The 17,443-nt window shown below is 43.6% G+C and carries 16 protein-coding genes; 5 read left to right on the top strand and 11 right to left on the bottom strand.

Translation table 11 applies throughout. The annotated features are described in order from the left end of the window. Positions 1-35: 35 nt before the first annotated feature. Entirely contained in the window at positions 36-206 is a 171-nt protein-coding gene (locus ACK1U4_RS06050) for a hypothetical protein (RefSeq protein WP_419400719.1), read from the bottom strand. Between the two features lie 185 nt (positions 207-391). On the opposite strand from ACK1U4_RS06050, the gene ACK1U4_RS06055 reads away from it, so the two are divergent. Beyond that, entirely contained in the window at positions 392-631 is a 240-nt protein-coding gene (locus tag ACK1U4_RS06055) for a helix-turn-helix domain-containing protein (RefSeq protein ID WP_419400720.1), read from the top strand. Between the two features lie 147 nt (positions 632-778). Here ACK1U4_RS06055 and eno read toward each other — a convergent pair whose 3' ends face one another. Continuing rightward, positions 779-2,104 carry a phosphopyruvate hydratase gene (gene eno / locus ACK1U4_RS06060; RefSeq protein WP_419400721.1) on the bottom strand — a complete coding sequence of 442 codons (1,326 nt, stop codon included), beginning with the start codon at positions 2,102-2,104 and terminating at the stop codon, positions 779-781. A gap of 174 nt (positions 2,105-2,278) precedes the next feature. Between eno and aroE the strand changes: the two genes are divergently transcribed. After that, complete coding sequence (aroE, locus tag ACK1U4_RS06065) at positions 2,279-3,112, top strand: shikimate dehydrogenase (RefSeq protein ID WP_419400722.1); 834 nt, start codon at positions 2,279-2,281, stop codon at positions 3,110-3,112. 101 nt (positions 3,113-3,213) lie between these two features. Here aroE and ACK1U4_RS06070 read toward each other — a convergent pair whose 3' ends face one another. The 5 genes from ACK1U4_RS06070 to ACK1U4_RS06090 all read right to left on the bottom strand — a co-directional run bounded on the left by ACK1U4_RS06070 (position 3,214) and on the right by ACK1U4_RS06090 (position 9,151). Then, positions 3,214-4,755 (bottom strand): anion permease, encoded by a 1,542-nt coding sequence (locus ACK1U4_RS06070; RefSeq protein ID WP_419400723.1) that lies wholly within the window; start codon positions 4,753-4,755, stop codon positions 3,214-3,216. A 356-nt stretch (positions 4,756-5,111) separates the two neighbouring features. Next, positions 5,112-5,816, bottom strand: a complete 705-nt coding sequence (locus tag ACK1U4_RS06075; protein WP_419400724.1) for a YidB family protein — start codon at positions 5,814-5,816, stop codon at positions 5,112-5,114. 277 nt (positions 5,817-6,093) lie between these two features. Continuing rightward, positions 6,094-6,618: a hypothetical protein gene (locus ACK1U4_RS06080; RefSeq protein ID WP_419400725.1), complete on the bottom strand. Its 525-nt coding sequence runs from the start codon at positions 6,616-6,618 to the stop codon at positions 6,094-6,096. Beyond that, on the bottom strand, positions 6,608-6,865 hold the full coding sequence (locus ACK1U4_RS06085; RefSeq protein ID WP_419400803.1) for a succinate dehydrogenase assembly factor 2: 258 nt from the start codon (positions 6,863-6,865) through the stop codon (positions 6,608-6,610). Before ACK1U4_RS06085 ends, ACK1U4_RS06080 begins: the two co-directional genes overlap by 11 nt. A 114-nt stretch (positions 6,866-6,979) precedes the next feature. Next, positions 6,980-9,151 carry a malate synthase G gene (locus tag ACK1U4_RS06090; RefSeq protein ID WP_419400726.1) on the bottom strand — a complete coding sequence of 724 codons (2,172 nt, stop codon included), beginning with the start codon at positions 9,149-9,151 and terminating at the stop codon, positions 6,980-6,982. A gap of 288 nt (positions 9,152-9,439) precedes the next feature. Between ACK1U4_RS06090 and ACK1U4_RS06095 the strand changes: the two genes are divergently transcribed. Further along, positions 9,440-10,894, top strand: a complete 1,455-nt coding sequence (locus ACK1U4_RS06095) for an L-serine ammonia-lyase (RefSeq protein WP_419400727.1) — start codon at positions 9,440-9,442, stop codon at positions 10,892-10,894. 57 nt (positions 10,895-10,951) lie between these two features. Then, positions 10,952-11,641 carry a tRNA-(ms[2]io[6]A)-hydroxylase gene (locus ACK1U4_RS06100; RefSeq protein WP_419400804.1) on the top strand — a complete coding sequence of 230 codons (690 nt, stop codon included), beginning with the start codon at positions 10,952-10,954 and terminating at the stop codon, positions 11,639-11,641. Between the two features lie 41 nt (positions 11,642-11,682). Here ACK1U4_RS06100 and ACK1U4_RS06105 read toward each other — a convergent pair whose 3' ends face one another. The 4 genes from ACK1U4_RS06105 to mtgA form a co-directional block, all read right to left on the bottom strand. After that, on the bottom strand, positions 11,683-11,982 hold the full coding sequence (locus ACK1U4_RS06105; RefSeq protein WP_419400728.1) for a hypothetical protein: 300 nt from the start codon (positions 11,980-11,982) through the stop codon (positions 11,683-11,685). Positions 11,983-12,254: 272 nt separating this feature from the next. Beyond that, on the bottom strand, positions 12,255-13,505 hold the full coding sequence (locus ACK1U4_RS06110; protein WP_419400729.1) for an NnrS family protein: 1,251 nt from the start codon (positions 13,503-13,505) through the stop codon (positions 12,255-12,257). A gap of 93 nt (positions 13,506-13,598) precedes the next feature. Beyond that, on the bottom strand, positions 13,599-15,737 hold the full coding sequence (gene ppk1, locus ACK1U4_RS06115) for a polyphosphate kinase 1 (protein WP_419400805.1): 2,139 nt from the start codon (positions 15,735-15,737) through the stop codon (positions 13,599-13,601). A gap of 322 nt (positions 15,738-16,059) precedes the next feature. Then, the gene (gene mtgA / locus ACK1U4_RS06120; RefSeq protein WP_419400806.1) at positions 16,060-16,770 is read right to left on the bottom strand and encodes a monofunctional biosynthetic peptidoglycan transglycosylase; all 711 of its coding nucleotides are present in this window, start codon (positions 16,768-16,770) and stop codon (positions 16,060-16,062) included. Positions 16,771-17,114: 344 nt separating this feature from the next. Between mtgA and ACK1U4_RS06125 the strand changes: the two genes are divergently transcribed. Further along, positions 17,115-17,384 (top strand): glutaredoxin family protein, encoded by a 270-nt coding sequence (locus ACK1U4_RS06125; protein WP_419400730.1) that lies wholly within the window; start codon positions 17,115-17,117, stop codon positions 17,382-17,384. Positions 17,385-17,443: the final 59 nt, after the last annotated feature.

Consider the following 17,443-nt stretch of genomic DNA (forward strand, 5'->3'; position numbering starts at 1 on the left):
ATTGTAGCAAATTCAACACATTGGCGTAAAATTTTTTAGCATTCAATACACGACACGATGGTGACTTTCAACCCTTCTTGCTGATATTCTTCTTCAAGCTGTTGTTTGGCTTGCTCACAGCTTTCTGCTAATACCATAACATCTCTAAGTTGTTTTGTACCGATTAAACAATATTTAATATAAAAACTTCTGATAATCTCAACCATGATAACACTATCCCTAATTCTATTAATTCCCTAAAAACACTAGGGGTTTCCCAAAATGAGAAATATATATTTGTTTTTTATTTATGTCAACTATAGTGCGTGTACTTTTAAAGAGTGTACTTATAGAGCGTTATTTTATAAGTGATTTTTCGTTAGCATTTGTTTTTATCTATCAAGGAAAGCTCATGCAAACTGACCCATTAAAAATTTTTGGCTTACGTTTGGTCGAAGTACGTAAGCAAAAAGGATTATCACAAGAACGATTGGCTTTGGAAAGTGGACTGGCTCGTAGCTATTTGAGTGGGGTTGAGCGTGGACAACGTAATCTTGCCTTATTGAATATTTATAAACTGGCGAATGCCTTGGAAGTTGAGCCTGCGTTTTTGCTGGAATTACCGAGTAAAATGTCAACGACAGATAGGTAATGTTATTTTATTAAATGACTCGTTCACAATTCATATAAAAAAAGAGCATAGTTAATATGCTCTTTTTTTTGGATTTAATGCCAAATAATACTTTGAGTTTTAGGCGTATCCAATACGCCCCTACAAAGCGAATGATTTTGTAAAATATTACGCTTTTGGATTGCGAAGACCGATAAACTCATCCGCACCGTGGTAGCTTGCGGTGACCATTTGCTCAATGCGTAGTAATTGGTTGTACTTGGCAACACGGTCAGAACGGCACAGTGAGCCAGTTTTGATTTGACCTGCGGCTGTACCGACTGCCAAGTCAGCGATGGTGCTGTCTTCGGTTTCACCAGAACGGTGAGAGATGACCGTCGCATAGCCATTTTCTTTGGCAAGGTAAATCGCATCAAGGGTTTCAGATAGCGTACCAATTTGGTTGAATTTAATCAAAATCGCATTACCAATATGTTTGGTGATACCTTCTTGTAAAATTTTTGGATTGGTCACAAATAGGTCATCACCGACTAGCTGTACGGTTTTACCCAATTTTTCGGTCAAATACGCCCAGCCATCCCAGTCGCTTTCATCAAGACCATCTTCGATTGAAATAATCGGATATTGACGTGCCAACTCACCTAGATAATCAGCAAAACCTTGTGACGTAAAGGCTTTATTGCCCTCGCCTTCAAGAATGTATTGACCGTCTTTGTAGAACTCGCTTGATGCACAGTCCAACGCTAAGTAGATGTCTTTGCCTGCTTTATAGCCTGCTTGCTCGATGGCTTGCATGATGACGGTGATGGCTTCTTCGTTACTGCGAAGATTTGGGGCAAAGCCACCCTCATCACCCACAGCGGTATTTAGACCTTGTTTTTTTAGCACTGATTTTAGACTGTGGAATACTTCTGTACCTGCACGCAAGGCTTCGCCAAAGCTGTCAAACGCTACTGGCTCAATCATAAACTCTTGAATATCCACGGTATTATCAGCATGAGCCCCACCGTTTAGGATATTCATCATTGGCACAGGCATGGATAGCGAGGTTTGTCCACGTAGATTGGCAATGTATTGATGCAGTGGTAGTTTTTGTGACAAGGCGGCAGCACGGGCGGCAGCAAGTGACACGGCAAGCATGGCGTTTGCACCGAGTTTTTCTTTGTTTTCTGTGCCGTCAAGGGCGATGAGTTTATCATCAATTGCTTGTTGGGCTGATACATCCATATCGACCAAGGCAGAACGAATGTCGCTATTGACGTTGGCAACGGCTTTTTTGACCCCTTTACCAAGATAGCGAGCTTTGTCGCCGTCACGCAATTCCAACGCTTCACGAGAGCCAGTCGAAGCCCCAGATGGTGCAGCCGCACGTCCAATCGTACCATCCGCAAGAATCACGTCTGCTTCGATGGTTGGGTTGCCACGTGAGTCTAGGATTTCACGGGCAATGATGTCTTTAATTTGGTTGGTGGTGGTGGTTTCTTCAGCGTACATAGATTTTCCTTAAAAAAGAGGCTTACAGGGTCTAAAAATTGGGGGAAAATACGGCATAATCATATCATATTTTCACAAAATTGGGCGGATTGTTTGCAATGGTTGCAATCAACCACAAAGATGGTATAGTAAAATTTTGCCTTAACTGTCCTTTTAGCCACTGAGTGAGTTTTTATGTCTGTTTTTATCTCTGATATGCTGTCAAATCCGCATTACCACTGCATGGTCATCGGCAACCCCATCGCCCATAGCAAATCCCCAGAGCTACACCAAGCCTTTGCCAAACAAACTGGGGTCAGCCTATCCTACCAACGCCAACTTTGCCCCAATGATGAAGCTAGCTTTGTAGCGGTAGTTGAGGCGTTTTTTGCAGGGGGTGGCACAGGCATGAATGTTACCGTACCCTTTAAAGAAATGGCGTATGAACTGGTCAACCAGCGTGGTGAATTGTCCGAATATGCCAAGCTCGCAGGGGCAGTTAATACCCTAGCTATCAAAGACGGCAAGCTGTATGGCGATAATACCGATGGGCGTGGACTGGTGGCGGATTTATTGGCAAAAGGCGTGGTGTTGGATGGTAAAAACGTGGCAATTTTGGGGGCAGGTGGGGCGACTCGTGGGGCGATTTTGCCCTTACTTCAAGCCAACATTCAATCGCTTCATATCGCTAATCGCACTGTTGAAAAAGCCGAAACTTTGGCAAAACTGTTTGATAATAAAAAAGTGACTTTCTCAAGTTTAGCTGATTTACCAAAAAATTTTGATGTGGTGATTAATGCCACTTCGATTGGGTTGAGCGGTGATAGTTTGCCATTTAATGCGGATTTAACGGCTGATTTTGCCTATGACATGATGTATGGTAAACCGTCTGCATTTTTGGATTTTTTTAGGGCAAAAAATGTCAAAACTGCCGATGGATTAGGCATGTTGATTAATCAAGGGGCGTTAAGTTTTGAGCTATGGACGGGAAAACAGGTGGATTTAGAAGCATTGGGTAATCCGTTTTAACAGTTTTTCTATGCAAAAGTTTTGACAAAAAAACACCCCAAAAGTTTCGTATAACTTTTGGGGTGCAGTTCAAATGACGGTTTTTTTGATGCAAAGAAAAATCAGTAAAAGCCCAAAATTTTCCACCAAACCAAGCCAACCGCTAGCCATACGACTAAGTTGACCACACTGATAATAAAGCCAGTTTTCCACCATTCACCCAAGGTGGTAAACCCAGAACCAAACACCACAGGGGCTGTGCCTGTACCATAGTGGGTTAAGCTCATCATCAAGCTACTTGCTGCCGCCAAAATCAACGCATACAGCATTGGAGGCGCACCCAACGCAATGCCCACGCCATAGAAGGCAGCAAACATCGCTGTGATATGGGCGGTGGTACTGGCAAAGAAATAATGGGTGTATAAATAAATCAAGGTCAAAATCGCACACGCACCGACCCAACCCACACCCAAATGACCAATCATGGTTTGGATATTGGTGGCAAACCATTTGATTAAGCCCAATTTATCAAGGAAGGTCGCCATCATAATCAAGGCAGAGAACCAAACCACGGTATCCCACGCAGACTTTTGTTTAAGGGCATCATCCCATGTCAACACACCTGACAGTAGCAGAACAGATAAACCAATAAACGCCGTGGTAGTGGCATCAATACTAAATTCTTTACCAAAAATCATCGCAGGAATATTTGCCCAAAGTACCAATAATAAGGCAAACACCCCTAACATGATTTTTTCGCTTTTTTTCATCCCCCCCAATTCCGCAAGGCGTTCTTTGGCATATTGGGTGGCATTGGGGGTTTCTTTGAGTTCAGGTGGATAAAGCTTATAAATCACCAAGGGCATGATGAGCAAACACACCAACCCTGGTAATAGCATAGCTAACGCCCATGTTCCCCAACTCAAAGATATTTGTTTGCCTGTGGCTTCTGCGACTAATTTAACCACCAAAGGGTTAGGGGCAGTCGCTGTGACAAACATCGCTGAGGTAATGGGGTTGGCATTATAGTTGACCAATGCCAAATAACGCCCAACTTTGGTGCGACTGGGGTCGTTATCCCCTTTTGAACCCAAAGATTCTGAAATGGATTTCATAATTGGGTGAATAATACCGCCACCACGAGCGGTATTGGATGGGGTAATGGGGGCAAGTACGGTTTCGGCTAACGCTAATGAATAGCCGATGCCCAAGGTTTTTTTACCAAATAATGAGATAAAATAATAACCAATTCGACTACCCAAGCCTGTTTTGGTCAAGCCATAAGAAATAATAATGGCAATACCAATCAACCAAATCAGTGAATTGGAAAAACTCGATAAGGCATCTTTTAGGGCATCTGCAGGTTTTGGGTTGGTCACGCCTGTAATCGCCACCAAGGCGATGGCAATGATGGATAACGCCCCAATGGGCATGGCTTTACCAATAATGGCAGTAATCGTACCGACAAATAACGCAAATAAATGCCATGCTTCAGGCTTTACGCCCTCAGGCACAGGAATCACAAACCAAATTAATAAGGTAATCGCCACCGCAATCAAGCTAGGTATGGGCTTAAATCCAAGGGTCACTTGGTCGTTTTGAGCCACCACATTGGGGGCAGGCGGTGGGCTGGAAGGCGGTTGTACAGATGGTGTTGTTGTCATTTTATACCTCGTTATAGTTAAAGAGTTTCAATTTATCAACAAGTTAAGATTTTTTATACTTTATTATTTAAACAATAACGATTTGTTATTAACTGTTACTTTACGCTTTTTATGTGAAAAAGTCATGTCAACATTAACAAAATTGCAATAAAAAAGCCAATCGGTAAAATGATTGGCTTTCTTAGTTATATTTATAACTTTGAGGTTACGCACTAATATTCATAGGACTTACGCAAAAATGCCATTTGTAGGTTGGGTAGAAGAATGACACCCAACATAAACCATTGAAATTGTTGGGTATCGCAAGCTCTACCCAGCCTACATTCGAGATTTTTTTGCATAACTTCAGTTTATAATTAACGCAAATTAGACAATTGCGATAAAATTTGGCTGATTTCGTCATTGGCTTGACTTTCTGTGCCTGTGTCGCCGTTTGGGGTCAATTGGTCAAATACTTGTGGCAATAACTCCGCCATACCTTGACACACATCGCCTGTGCCACAGCCTGCTTGTTGGGCGACTTGTTGTAGCTCATTGCTGTCAAATAGTTGACTTACGGCATTGGCATCTAGCGATTGGTTTGGCTCACCTGCACTCATCCATGAATTGGCTTGTTGTCCAAAACCCATACCAGAGATTTTGCCCAATGCACCGCTTAGACCGCCATTTTTTTGGATAAAGCTCAATGCCAATGGCAATAAGGCCGCCATCAACATGCCTTTACCACCAAACCCTGATTGTTGCTGTTGCATGCCTTGATTCATGCCCATGCTGTTGCCACCACCTAGCACGCTACCCAGCACCTGACCGAGCATACCGCCTTGCGATTGGGCTTGGTTGCCGTTCATTGCCATACCTGCCATACCGATGACATCATCAAGACCAAAACCGTTGCTGAGGTTGACCCCTGATGCTTGACCACCCATACCGCCACCTAGCATACCGCCTAGGACATTACCTAATCCGCCCATGCTGTCTTGAGCTTGTGCAGATTGTCCACCCATTTTGCTTTGGATGGCTTGTTGGGCGACTTGGGTAACTAAATTGGTTAATAAACTCATGCTTTTTTCCTTAAAATTAACTGAATGTTAAATCTTCCAATGAAAATATGGTTTTGAATCTCCCCCAACCCCCTCTTTACAAAAGAATGGGCTTTATCCGCTATATCAATCTGATAAAAGGGCAAAGTCCCGCTTTCTCAAAGGGGGATTTAGGGGGATTAGACCTTATAGAACTGAAAGTATCAGCTTCACTGGGCTTGTCCGTATTGTAACAAGTTTAGCAATGCTGAATAGATACGTTTTGTTAATAAGGTAAACCGCTTGAATCTTTACCGATTTAATCTGTTTGACTGGCTAATATTTTGAGCTGTCGCCATGTGTCATTATCCACTTGGTCTTGCCAAATGTGGGTGGTGAGTGGCTTTTGATATGGTTCAATGATGTCAAATGTCAATACCAATAAACAGCCCATATCCTGTATCGCCAATAGTTTGGCTTGAAGTAACATGGCTTGTGGATTGGTGGTTGGCTGATAAGGGATGATAAAACTGCCCTCCACCCCTTGCAATTGCCAATCCAAAAAATCGTAGGCAATCATGTCATTGGCTCTGCGATTGGGTAAGGTGCTAACCACTGTAAGATGGTATTGGCTCAATTGGGCAAGCCACACACACGCCAAAGTTAGTACCATCAAGGCAAGCCGATAATTAAGCTGAACCGGCAACAGCCCAGTCATTAACATGACCAATACAATCACCCCACCCCATACAAGGATTTTGAGGTGGCTGATTTTTAGGGTGGTGTCGATAGCAATCACATTTTTTTGGGCAATTTGAGCAGTATCGAAGGCATTAGTCCACATTTTTTAGCGATTTTAGCCGTTCAATCAACTGGGCATATTCCGCTTTGGTAGGGTGATTATGCAAAAACCAATCCAGCAAATCTGGGTCTTCTTCTTCAACCAGTTGGGCAAAGATGGCTTGTTCTTGGAGGTCAGCCGTGAAGTAATGCTCACGCACATAGGGGTCAAAATAATAGTCCAGTTCTTTTAGCCCACGTCTGGCTCGGTAGATGACTTTGCGTTGTTCTAAGGTGGGTTCTACAATGATATCGGTCATGGGGTTGCCTTGTTGGGTTGAATGGGTAATAAAAAGGTGAGTCAACATCACGTTAACTCACCCTATTATACCTGTCTGCTAGCTAATTTCTAGCGATTATCCCAATTAAGATTGGGCTTTTAAATTCAAGCGTGCTTCATGGAGCAATGGCTCGGTATAACCACTTGGTTGTACTGTACCTTTGAAAATCAAGTCACGAGCAGCATTGTAGGCGATGGTGTTAAAGGCATTTTCACCGCTTGCCATTGGGGTATAGGCAGGGTCATCGGCATTTTGCTCATCCACGATTTTTGCCATGCGTTTTAGCACGTCATCGACTTGCTCGGCAGTGACGATACCATGAGCCAACCAATTAGCAACGTGTTGGCTTGAGATACGCAAGGTCGCACGGTCTTCCATCAAGCCGACATTTTCGATGTCTGGGACTTTTGAACAGCCCACGCCTTGGTCAACCCAACGCACGACATAGCCCAAAATTCCTTGACAGTTATTCTCTAACTCTTGGGTTTTTTGTTCGTCTGTCCAGTTGGTATCGCTTGCCAAAGGGATGTGCAAAATGTCGTCAAGTTTGGCAGGTTCACGGTTTTTGATACCGTCTAACACGTCCATCACGTTGGTTTCGTGGTAGTGCATGGCGTGCAAAGTCGCTCCAGTTGGTGACGGAACCCACGCACAAGTTGCCCCTGCTTTGGGGTGATTGGATTTGGTGGCTACCATTTCTTTCATGCTGTCAGGTTTTGCCCACATCCCTTTACCGATTTGGGCTTTGCCGCGCAAGCCACACGCCACGCCCACATCGACATTCCAACGCTCATAGGCATTGAGCCAGTCTTCGTTTTTCATGTCGTTTTTACGCACGAATGCCCCTGCCTGCATACTGGTGTGCATTTCGTCACCTGTTCTGTCCATAAAGCCTGTGTTAATAAAAATCACACGCTCTTTGGCGGCACGGATACATTCTTTTAGGTTGACGGTGGTACGGCGTTCTTCGTCCATGATACCGACTTTCAAGGTATTTTTTGGTAAATTTAACACGCCTTCAACCGCACCAAATAAATCAACGCTAAACTGCACTTCTTCGACACCGTGCATTTTGGGTTTGACAATATACATTGAGCCTGTGCGAGAGTTGGCAAGTTTTTGGTCTTTTTTAACCAAGTCTGGTAAGCTACACAATGGGGTAATCAAGGCATCCATGATACCTTCATAAATTTCTTGACCATCCACCAAAATAGCAGGGTTGGTCATCAAATGTCCCACGTTACGAATCAACATCAACGAACGACCATGTAGCGTCAAGCTATCGCCATTTGGAGCGGTGTATTCACGGTCTGGGTTCATGGTGCGAGTCATGGTTTTGCCGTTTTTGTCAAAGGTTTCTGCCAAGTCGCCTTTCATCAAACCAAACCAGTTGCGATACACTTCGACTTTTTCTTCGGCATCCACGGCGGCAACGGAGTCTTCACAGTCTTGAATAGTAGTGACGGCAGATTCCATCAACACATCTTTGATGCCTGCAGGGTCGTCTTTACCGACATTACTGGTTGGGTCAATTTGAACCTCAAGGTGTAAGCCATTGTTTTTTAACAAAATCCCTGTTGGGCTAGAAGCATCACCAACATACCCTGCAAATTGGGCAAGGTTTTGTAATTGGGTGGTGCTATCGCCTGTTTTGACGACCAACTGACCATTTTCCACCGCAAAGCCTGTGACATCGTTATAACTGGCGTTGACTAACGCAAAGTGGCTATCAAGGAAATTTTTGGCATATTTGACGACTTCTGCCCCTCGTAGTGGGTCGTAGCCTTTGCCTTGTGGCTGACCGTCAATCACATCCGTGCCGTATAAGGCATCGTATAAACTACCCCAACGTGCATTGGCGGCGTTTAACGCATAGCGAGCATTACGCACAGGCACGACCAATTGGGGCCCTGCGATGGTGGCGATTTCTTCATCGACATTTTGGGTGTCAATGTTAAAGGCTTCGCCTTCTGGTGTGATATAGCCGATTTCTTTTAAAAATTCGGTATAACTGGCTTTGTCAAAATCACCATTGCTGGCAGGGTTGTTGCCGTGCCATTCATCAATTTTGCTTTGTAATTCATCACGCTTTGCCAATAGGGCTTGGTTGCGTGGAGTAAAGTCTTTGACAACTTTTTCAAAATCTTGCCAGTATTTTTCGCTGTCTAAGCCGACCACAGGCATGACTTCGTTTTGGATAAAATCGTAAAGTTGTTTATCAATGGCTAAACTGCCCTTTTGAACACGCTGTGACATGGCATTTTCCTTATGGTTGTACGGCTGTTAAAGTAATACATTGGGTAAAACATGTAATATGTTTAATACGTTCTCGATTATACGTTTATCAAAAATAAAAATAAAGAAATAGAAGTTATTTAGTTAATAAATATCTATTAAATACGGTAGGTTTGTTTTGGTTGTAGTTCGGCTCAATTCAACAGGTTTATTACGCTAACCTATATTTATCATTTATAATAATCGCATTTGATGAGCCTTTGGACAAGACAACAATTGGGGCGACACAGCCCAAATAAGGATAGCGTTATGATTAGCATTTTTGATTTATTTAAAATTGGCATTGGGCCTTCTAGCTCACATACCGTAGGGCCGATGAAGTCTGCCAATCTATTTTTGCAAGCCCTAAAAGACCAACAACTGTTATCAAAGGTTGATAGCATAAAAATCACGCTTTACGGCTCGCTTGGGGCGACAGGCAAAGGGCATAGCAGTGACATTGCCGTCATTTTAGGGCTAATGGGAGAAGAACCGCAGACCCTTGATGTCAAAACCGTTTCAGCGAAAATTCAAACTAGCCGAGAACAGCAAAAACTTCGCCTTAATGAGGCTTGCGGTGATTGCCATGAAATTGACTTTATCGAATCTAGCGATTTGATTTTTAAGCCTTTAGAGTCTTTACCCTATCACCCCAATGCGTTGACCATTGAGGCTTTTTGCAGGGGTGAAAGCCTTTATCAAGATACTTATTATTCGATTGGCGGTGGGTTTGTTCAAACCCAACAAGAGGCGGAAAATATTGAGCCAGTCATTCAAGCGGTCAATAAGCCTGTTCCCTATCCGTTTGCCAATGCCAATCAATTATTAGATATTTGCGAAACTCATCATCTATCCATTGCTGATGTGGTGCGGGCCAATGAACTTGCCAATATAAGTGAAGCCGATTTTAATCAGCAATTACATCGCATTTGGCAAGTGATGCAAGATTGTGTCAATGATGGCTGTCAGCAAGATGGGATTTTGCCAGGGGGCTTGCAAGTCCCTCGCCGAGCTAAGGCGATTTATCAGCAATTATCCGCCACTGATAGCCGAAAAGCTTTTAATGATGCGTTGGCAGTGATGGACTGGGTTAATTTGTACGCCTTGGCGGTGAATGAGGAAAATGCCAGTGGTGGTCGTATTGTCACTGCACCGACCAATGGTGCGGCTGGGGTTGTCCCTGCGGTGTTGCATTATTATCGAGATTTTTGCCCAAATTATCACCTAAAAGGCATGGAAGAATTTTTATTGACGGCAGCAGCGATTGGTATCGTTATCAAAGAAAATGCCAGTATTTCAGGGGCAGAGGTGGGTTGTCAAGGTGAGGTCGGTTCGGCTTGTGCGATGGCAGCGGCAGGTTTGACCCATGTACTTGGCGGAACACCACGACAATGTGCCAATGCGGCTGAAATTGGCATTGAGCATCATTTGGGTTTGACGTGTGACCCCATCGCAGGGTTGGTTCAAGTTCCTTGTATCGAACGGAATGCCATGGCAGCAGTCAAGGCGATTAATGCATCAAGATTGGCACTCAAAGGCAATGGGCATCATGTGGTGTCATTAGATAAAGCCATCAAAACCATGCAGGATACAGGCAGGGATATGATGTCAAAATATAAAGAAACCTCAATGGGCGGATTAGCCATCAATGTGATGACCGACAGCCAAGACCACGCTTCGCTTATCCCGATGATTGATGTTACTGTGAATTATAGTCAATGTTAATAAAAGGAATCTATTTTGAATATCACCACCTCTACCTCATCTTTATTGCAATCACCCATGAAAGAAAATTTTAGCGATGTTGAAAATCTTGCGGTGATTGACCTTGACCAAGGTAATTTGGTACACCAACCCAAAAGCGTGGATATTTCACCGATTATTGCGTTTTTGGGCGTGCAAACTTCACAAAAATGGCTAGATGGTGCGTTGGCGGATTTGCCGACCATTATCCAAGACCATGCCAATTGTGAAAAAAAAGCAGCAGGCACGGCAATGAATTTGATTTTTCGCTATATGTCGCACACTGAGCTACAGCTAAAACTCGCCCAATTGATTCGTGAGGAAATGCTTCATTATGAGCAAGTAATGGGCTTGATGGCAGAGCGTGGACAAGCATGGCAACATATTCCAGCAGGTCGCTATGCAGGCGGTATGCTCAAGCATAAACGCACCTATGAACCACAGGCGATGATTGATACGTTAATTATTGGGGCGTATATCGAGGCTCGCTCATGTGAACGGTTTTTTGCGTTATCAGAAGTCATCAATGATGAGCGTTTGGCGAAGTATTATCGCTATTTATTAAAGTCAGAAAGCCGACATTTTGAGGATTATTTGGCACTCGCTCAGTCGATTAGTGATGAGGATATCAGTGAGCGTGTGTCATTTTTTAGGACGGTAGAAAATGAACTGATAAGCACGCCAGACCATGAGTTACGTTTTCATAGTGGCGTGCCTAGTTGGTTATAAAAATAGTTGGTTATAAAAACAGGTAATAAGCAAATAAAATCTTAACGTGGAATATCTACCGAACCATCTGTTAAAGTTTCCAACATAGGGGCAACATCATTATTCCCTTGAATGGCTTCTTTTAGCGTGGCTGTGGTAGCTTCAGGTAGCACGACCACATCTTTATCGTCAATCAATGTATCATCACTGGTTTGGGTTTTGATAGCTGATTGCGGTGAGTTATCAAAAATATCTGGCGTTTCGATAGCGTCTGGACGTCTTGCGGTCATTCCCTCACCTGCTTGGTGGGTCACGCTATCTTCTACTAAAACTCGTTGGGTCGGCTGTGATTGATTATTCATTATCTTGTTCCTTTTATTCATCATTACAATATTTAACTATTGGGTTTGGTATTTTGAAATAACGCCCAATGATGGTAACAAATTCCCACGTTAAGATAAGCTGATAATTGGTTAAACTATGTGATAATTGTCAAAAGGCTGTAAAGTATTGCTTAGTGTTTAAAAGTTTGCGATTTTTTACAGCAAAACCAATCCTCTGATATGTTGGGCGTATACAACACGCTCCTACAAAGCCTATCTAATGACTCATTTAAACAAGCCTATCATCACCCTTAACCAAACAATTTATCCGTTCTTTCTTGGCTAAGGATATTGGCATAGCTGACCACAAACAGCCCAAACGCCACTATCCACAAGCCCTGTGCCAAGCCAAGACTCATCAGATAATGCGAGGGTAATAACCATCCTAACACCACCCTTGTTAGCCACGCCAATAGCATTGCCATAAATATCACGCTCACGGTTTTTGGCGGTGTATGGACGCTTCGCCCTGTATGCCCTAGACTGACCCGTGCCATCATGGCAAGCGTCATCAGCCCAATCCCTGCAATCGCCACACCGTGCATGGCAAGGCTATGACTGACCCAACCGAAAGGCACAAGGGCAAATAAGCCAAATCCCAACACCATGCCAAAAAATGCCAACCACAATGACCATAATAGCGGACGTTGCCAAATACCACTCAAATGCCAGTTTTTAAGGCGTAAGGCATTACTCACCGCCACCAATATTGCCGAACCACTAATCAGCCATTTTGCCCATTCCAATTGACCGAGTTGAGCAAGAAAAATATCACTGATAAAAAACCCAAAAAACGCCCCTAAGCTCAAGCGGTCTAGTAGCACGGAATTTTTGACGGTCTGCTCGACTTTGCCATTTTCGGCAATGCCTCGTTCAATAAACATCGGCATCACTCGCCGACCAATAGTCAGTACCACGCCAATAATCAGATAAAAACCGAACAACAAGCTCATTTGCTGACCCTGTAGGGCGTTTTGAAAAAGGGCGATATAAAACCAAATTTGCCCAATCAGCAATAACAGCAACTTAGCAACAATCCCAATTTGGCGTTTTTGACGCACGGTATAAATCGGCTTAATCACAAAAAATGCCGTGAGTAGCCAAAATGCTAAATCGGCAATCATCGCCAGCCATGTCCATTGGTTAAGATTGATGCCATTGATTAGGAAAATCAGCCGAGCGATAGCCCACGGGGTGAAAATCGCCAATAGCTTATAGCCATACGGCATGGGTTGATTTGTCCATGTTTTGACAGCGGTAAGCAAAAACCCTGCAATCACCGCCAACGCATAGCCATAAATCATCTCATGTCCATGCCAATAAAACGGCATCATTTGGCTATTGGGGTCAAAACCAAAGTGAGTGGCGAAGGTGATATGTGACCATTTCAGCATGGTCAAGATGGCGAATACACTCGCCCCCAAGAAAAAAATCCGAAATCCAAGATTGAGTACAGGATGGGGCGAGGTAGGACGTTTGGTGGGTAATTTGATTTGTTGCATGGGACAGACCTTGTTTTGTCAAGATGGACAATGCGAGCCGTTAATGTAACACACTCGCTGTCTATGCACCATGCTACTAAAGGATAATGATTCTTAAGATTTATTAAACACAATCTTTTGCAACAAAAAGTCTTGGGCAGAAAATGCTTTTTCCCCATCTTTAGGCATGACAGCAGTCCAAGTACCTTTGGCATCTAGCTCCCACGCACTGAGGGTATCTTTAAGATAGTTTTGTAGGTCTTCCATGATACGGTTAAACACGGTGTTATCCTCGATAGGGAATGCCACTTCCACACGATTCATCAAGTTGCGTTCCATCCAGTCGGCACTGGCACAGTAAAGGCGAGCCTTTCCTTTTTCTTGTTTATGGCTATTTTGCTCATAGCTACCGTTGGCAAAATAATACACACGGGTATGTTCCAAAAACCGAGAAACAATCGAACGTACACGGATATTATCCGACACGCCTGCCAGTTGCGGACGTAAGCAACACATTGAGCGAGTGATAAGGTCGATTTTTACCCCTGCTTGTGAGGCTTGGTATAGCTTGTCAATGAGTTTTTGCTCAGTCAAGGCATTGACTTTAATGATAATGCGTCCCTCTCGCCCTGCTTTGACATGGGCGATTTCATCATCAATATAGTCAAGTAACTTGTCATGTAGGGTGAATGGTGCATGCAGTAATTTTTGCAATTTGGCAGGTTTACCCATACCTGTGAGTTCGTTAAAAATTTTATGCACGTCATCGGTCACGGCTTCATTGGCAGTGAATAGCCCATAGTCGGTGTAGGCTTTGGCATTGCCAGCGTGGTAGTTGCCCGTACCAAGATGCACATAACGGCGGATTTTATCTTCATCACGTTTGACAATCATCATCAATTTGGCGTGGGTTTTATAGCCGACAATGCCATATACCACCACTGCCCCTGCTTGTTGTAGAAAGTTCGCCACTTCGATATTGGATTTTTCATCAAATCTGGCACGTAGCTCAATGACGGCAGTGACTTCTTTGCCATTGCGAGCGGCTTCGGCTAGGGCTTTGACGATTTCTGAGTTTGTACCAGAGCGGTATAGGGTTTGTTTAATCGCTAACACGCTAGGGTCATTGGCGGCATGACGCAGTAAATTGACCACAGGGGCAAACGAATGAAACGGATGATGAATCAATACGTCTTGCTTACGAATGGTGTGAAAGACGTTTTCGTTTTTATCCATCGACTCACGGCGAAACGCCTTAGGAATCATGTGAGTAAATGGCTGATAGCGTAGGTGTGGAATTTTAAAATCAAACAGCAATCGTGTCAGATTCACAGGCCCATTGACTCGGTATAATTGCTCATTACTCAGACCAAATTCATTCAGCAAGTATTGCACCACGTTATCAGGGCATTTGGTAGTGACTTCGAGGCGGACTTTTGCCCCAAAACGGCGGTTTTCTAACTCACCCTCAAGGGCTTTTGCCAAGTCTTCCACATCATCAGACAAGTCCAAATCTGCATTACGAGTCAGGCGGAACTGGTTACAGCCCGTCACCGTCATCCCTGTAAACAATTCACCAATATGCTCATGTATCACGGCAGTCAGCATAATGTGATGTTCTTTACCGCCTGTCAGCTCATTTGGCAAGCGAATAACACGAGGCAGACTGCGAGGGGCAGGCACGACCGCCAAATCAATCTCACGCCCAAAGCCATCTTTGCCCGTCAAACTCACCATAAAGTTAAGGCTTTTATTGACCAAGCGTGGGAATGGGTGGGCAGGGTCAATACTAATAGGCGTCAGCACTGGGGCGACTTGCTCATCAAAATATCGCTTGACCCACTGAGCTTGTTCTTTGGTCAACTCATCACGCTTGAGGTAGCGAATATCTTGCTCGGCAAGGGCTGGCAATACTTCTTCATTCAAAATGCGGTACTGCTCTGCCACCGCTTGATGGGCGATTTCAGAAATATACGATAATACTTTACTTGGACGCATCCCATCAATACTGGTCGCCACATCGCCCATTTGCATTTTTTGCATCAAACCTGCCACACGAATCTCAAAAAACTCATCGAGATTGGACGAAAAAATAATCAAGAAAAACAAGCGTTCTAGCAAAGGATGTTGCGGATTGCGAGCTTGAGCAAGGACACGCTGATGAAACTGAAGCAACGACAACTCACGGTTAAAGTACAAATCAGTGGGGTTATTGCTATATTCAAATACCTGAGGATAGTTAATACTGGTCATCGAGGCATTATGAACCATAGTGTTGATATATTCATTATCTTTTTGGGTGGTGATATCGGCTTGTTCAGTTGGTGTCGGTTTGGCTGTGGTCATGGGATTTCCTTAATTTTTTGGTATATGACTTATGCAAACGACACTGGATTCCTGCATTCGCAGGAATGACGAAAAATTTTACGGAATCGTCACCCCTGCGTAGGCAGGGGTCTAGCGTCTTTATTTAGCAAGATAAATTTACAATTGGCGTAAGTCCTATGATAAATAACGGCTCAGTATAATGGGCTTTGTTGACCATTTGATTACAAGTGTGACAATTTAATGACAGTTATTCAGTATCTGGTAAATCGGCAGCACCCATACGGCGTAAAATAATTTGGGTTTTATTGAGCAAGCGTCTGTCATTGCGATTTTTTTCATAATACTTGGGATTGGGTAACATGGCAATCAATGAAGCGGATTGGCGTTTGGTCAAACGACTGGCGGATTTTTGATAATAATGCTGTGAAGCGGATTCAATGCCATAAATGCCTTTACCAAACTCAGCGACATTGAGATAGGCGGTCAAAATCCGTTCTTTTGTCCACATGTTTTCTATCATCAAGGTGATAATCGCCTCTTCACCTTTACGCAGATAAGAGCGATTGGGGTATAAAAATAGATTTTTGGCAAGCTGTTGGCTAATGGTCGAGCCACCTGCCGAAATCGCCCCTGCTTTTTGGTTCTTTTTGATGGCGTTTTCGATACCTTGCACATCAAAACCTGCATGATTGCTAAAATTGGCATCTTCACTGGCAATCGCCGCACGTTTGACATTCACCGAGATTTGATTGTCTTCGACCCATGTTTGGCTTACCCCTTCAAAATGGGCCAAACGGTGCAAAATCATAAACATACTGTTATTAATCGGCTGGGTTTGCCAAATAAACAATAGCCCTGCCACCATCAGATGAAATACCACAAAAAACGTTACAATCGTCAATAGCAAACGTTTGACAAAGCGTTTAAATTTGCCTGTTTTGGGCGGTGGTGGGGGCAGACCGTGCGAGGCAGGTTTGCGAGGTTTGGCTTTGCGTGATGGGTGAGTTGAGTCGGACGTTTGGGGTAAGGCGTGGCTCACACGAATTTCCTTGACAAAAAACCTTTAGCAAACTTATACCAATAAATATCGTATTGTAGGGGCTTATTGTATAAGCCCAATCTTTAAATTTTCAAACAGGGCGTAAGCATTACGCCCCTACGGCTTGAATTTTTGGATTTGGTATAACTAAAGAAAGGGAAAAATTAAAATTGGCTACGCTTGTGCCAATACAATTGTTAAAATATACCCCATTCACGATTTTTTGGCTATCTTTTTGCGAAAATATCCCAAGGAAACTTGCCATGCCCCACCCTATGCCCCCCAATCCATCCGTTAACTTGAATGACACATGGCAACTTTATGGTACGCTTGGCTGTCATCTGTGTGAAGATGCTGAAAATCTACTCAAACAAGCCCAAAGCGTGGCGGATATTAGCTTTGATAAAGTCGATATTGCTGATTTGGACGAAGTAGACATGCTAAAACTGGCGGATAAAATCCCTGTGTTAGTCACGCAAAATCGTACACTGCATTATCCATTTTCGGTGATGGATATTTTGGCGTTGACTTAGCATCAAAGGGCGTATTCAATACGCCCCAAAATTCAATGTAATAAAACAATTTTCTTTGT

It is taken from the genome of Moraxella sp. TY6, assembly GCF_048551375.1.
Taxonomy (GTDB): domain Bacteria; phylum Pseudomonadota; class Gammaproteobacteria; order Pseudomonadales; family Moraxellaceae; genus Faucicola.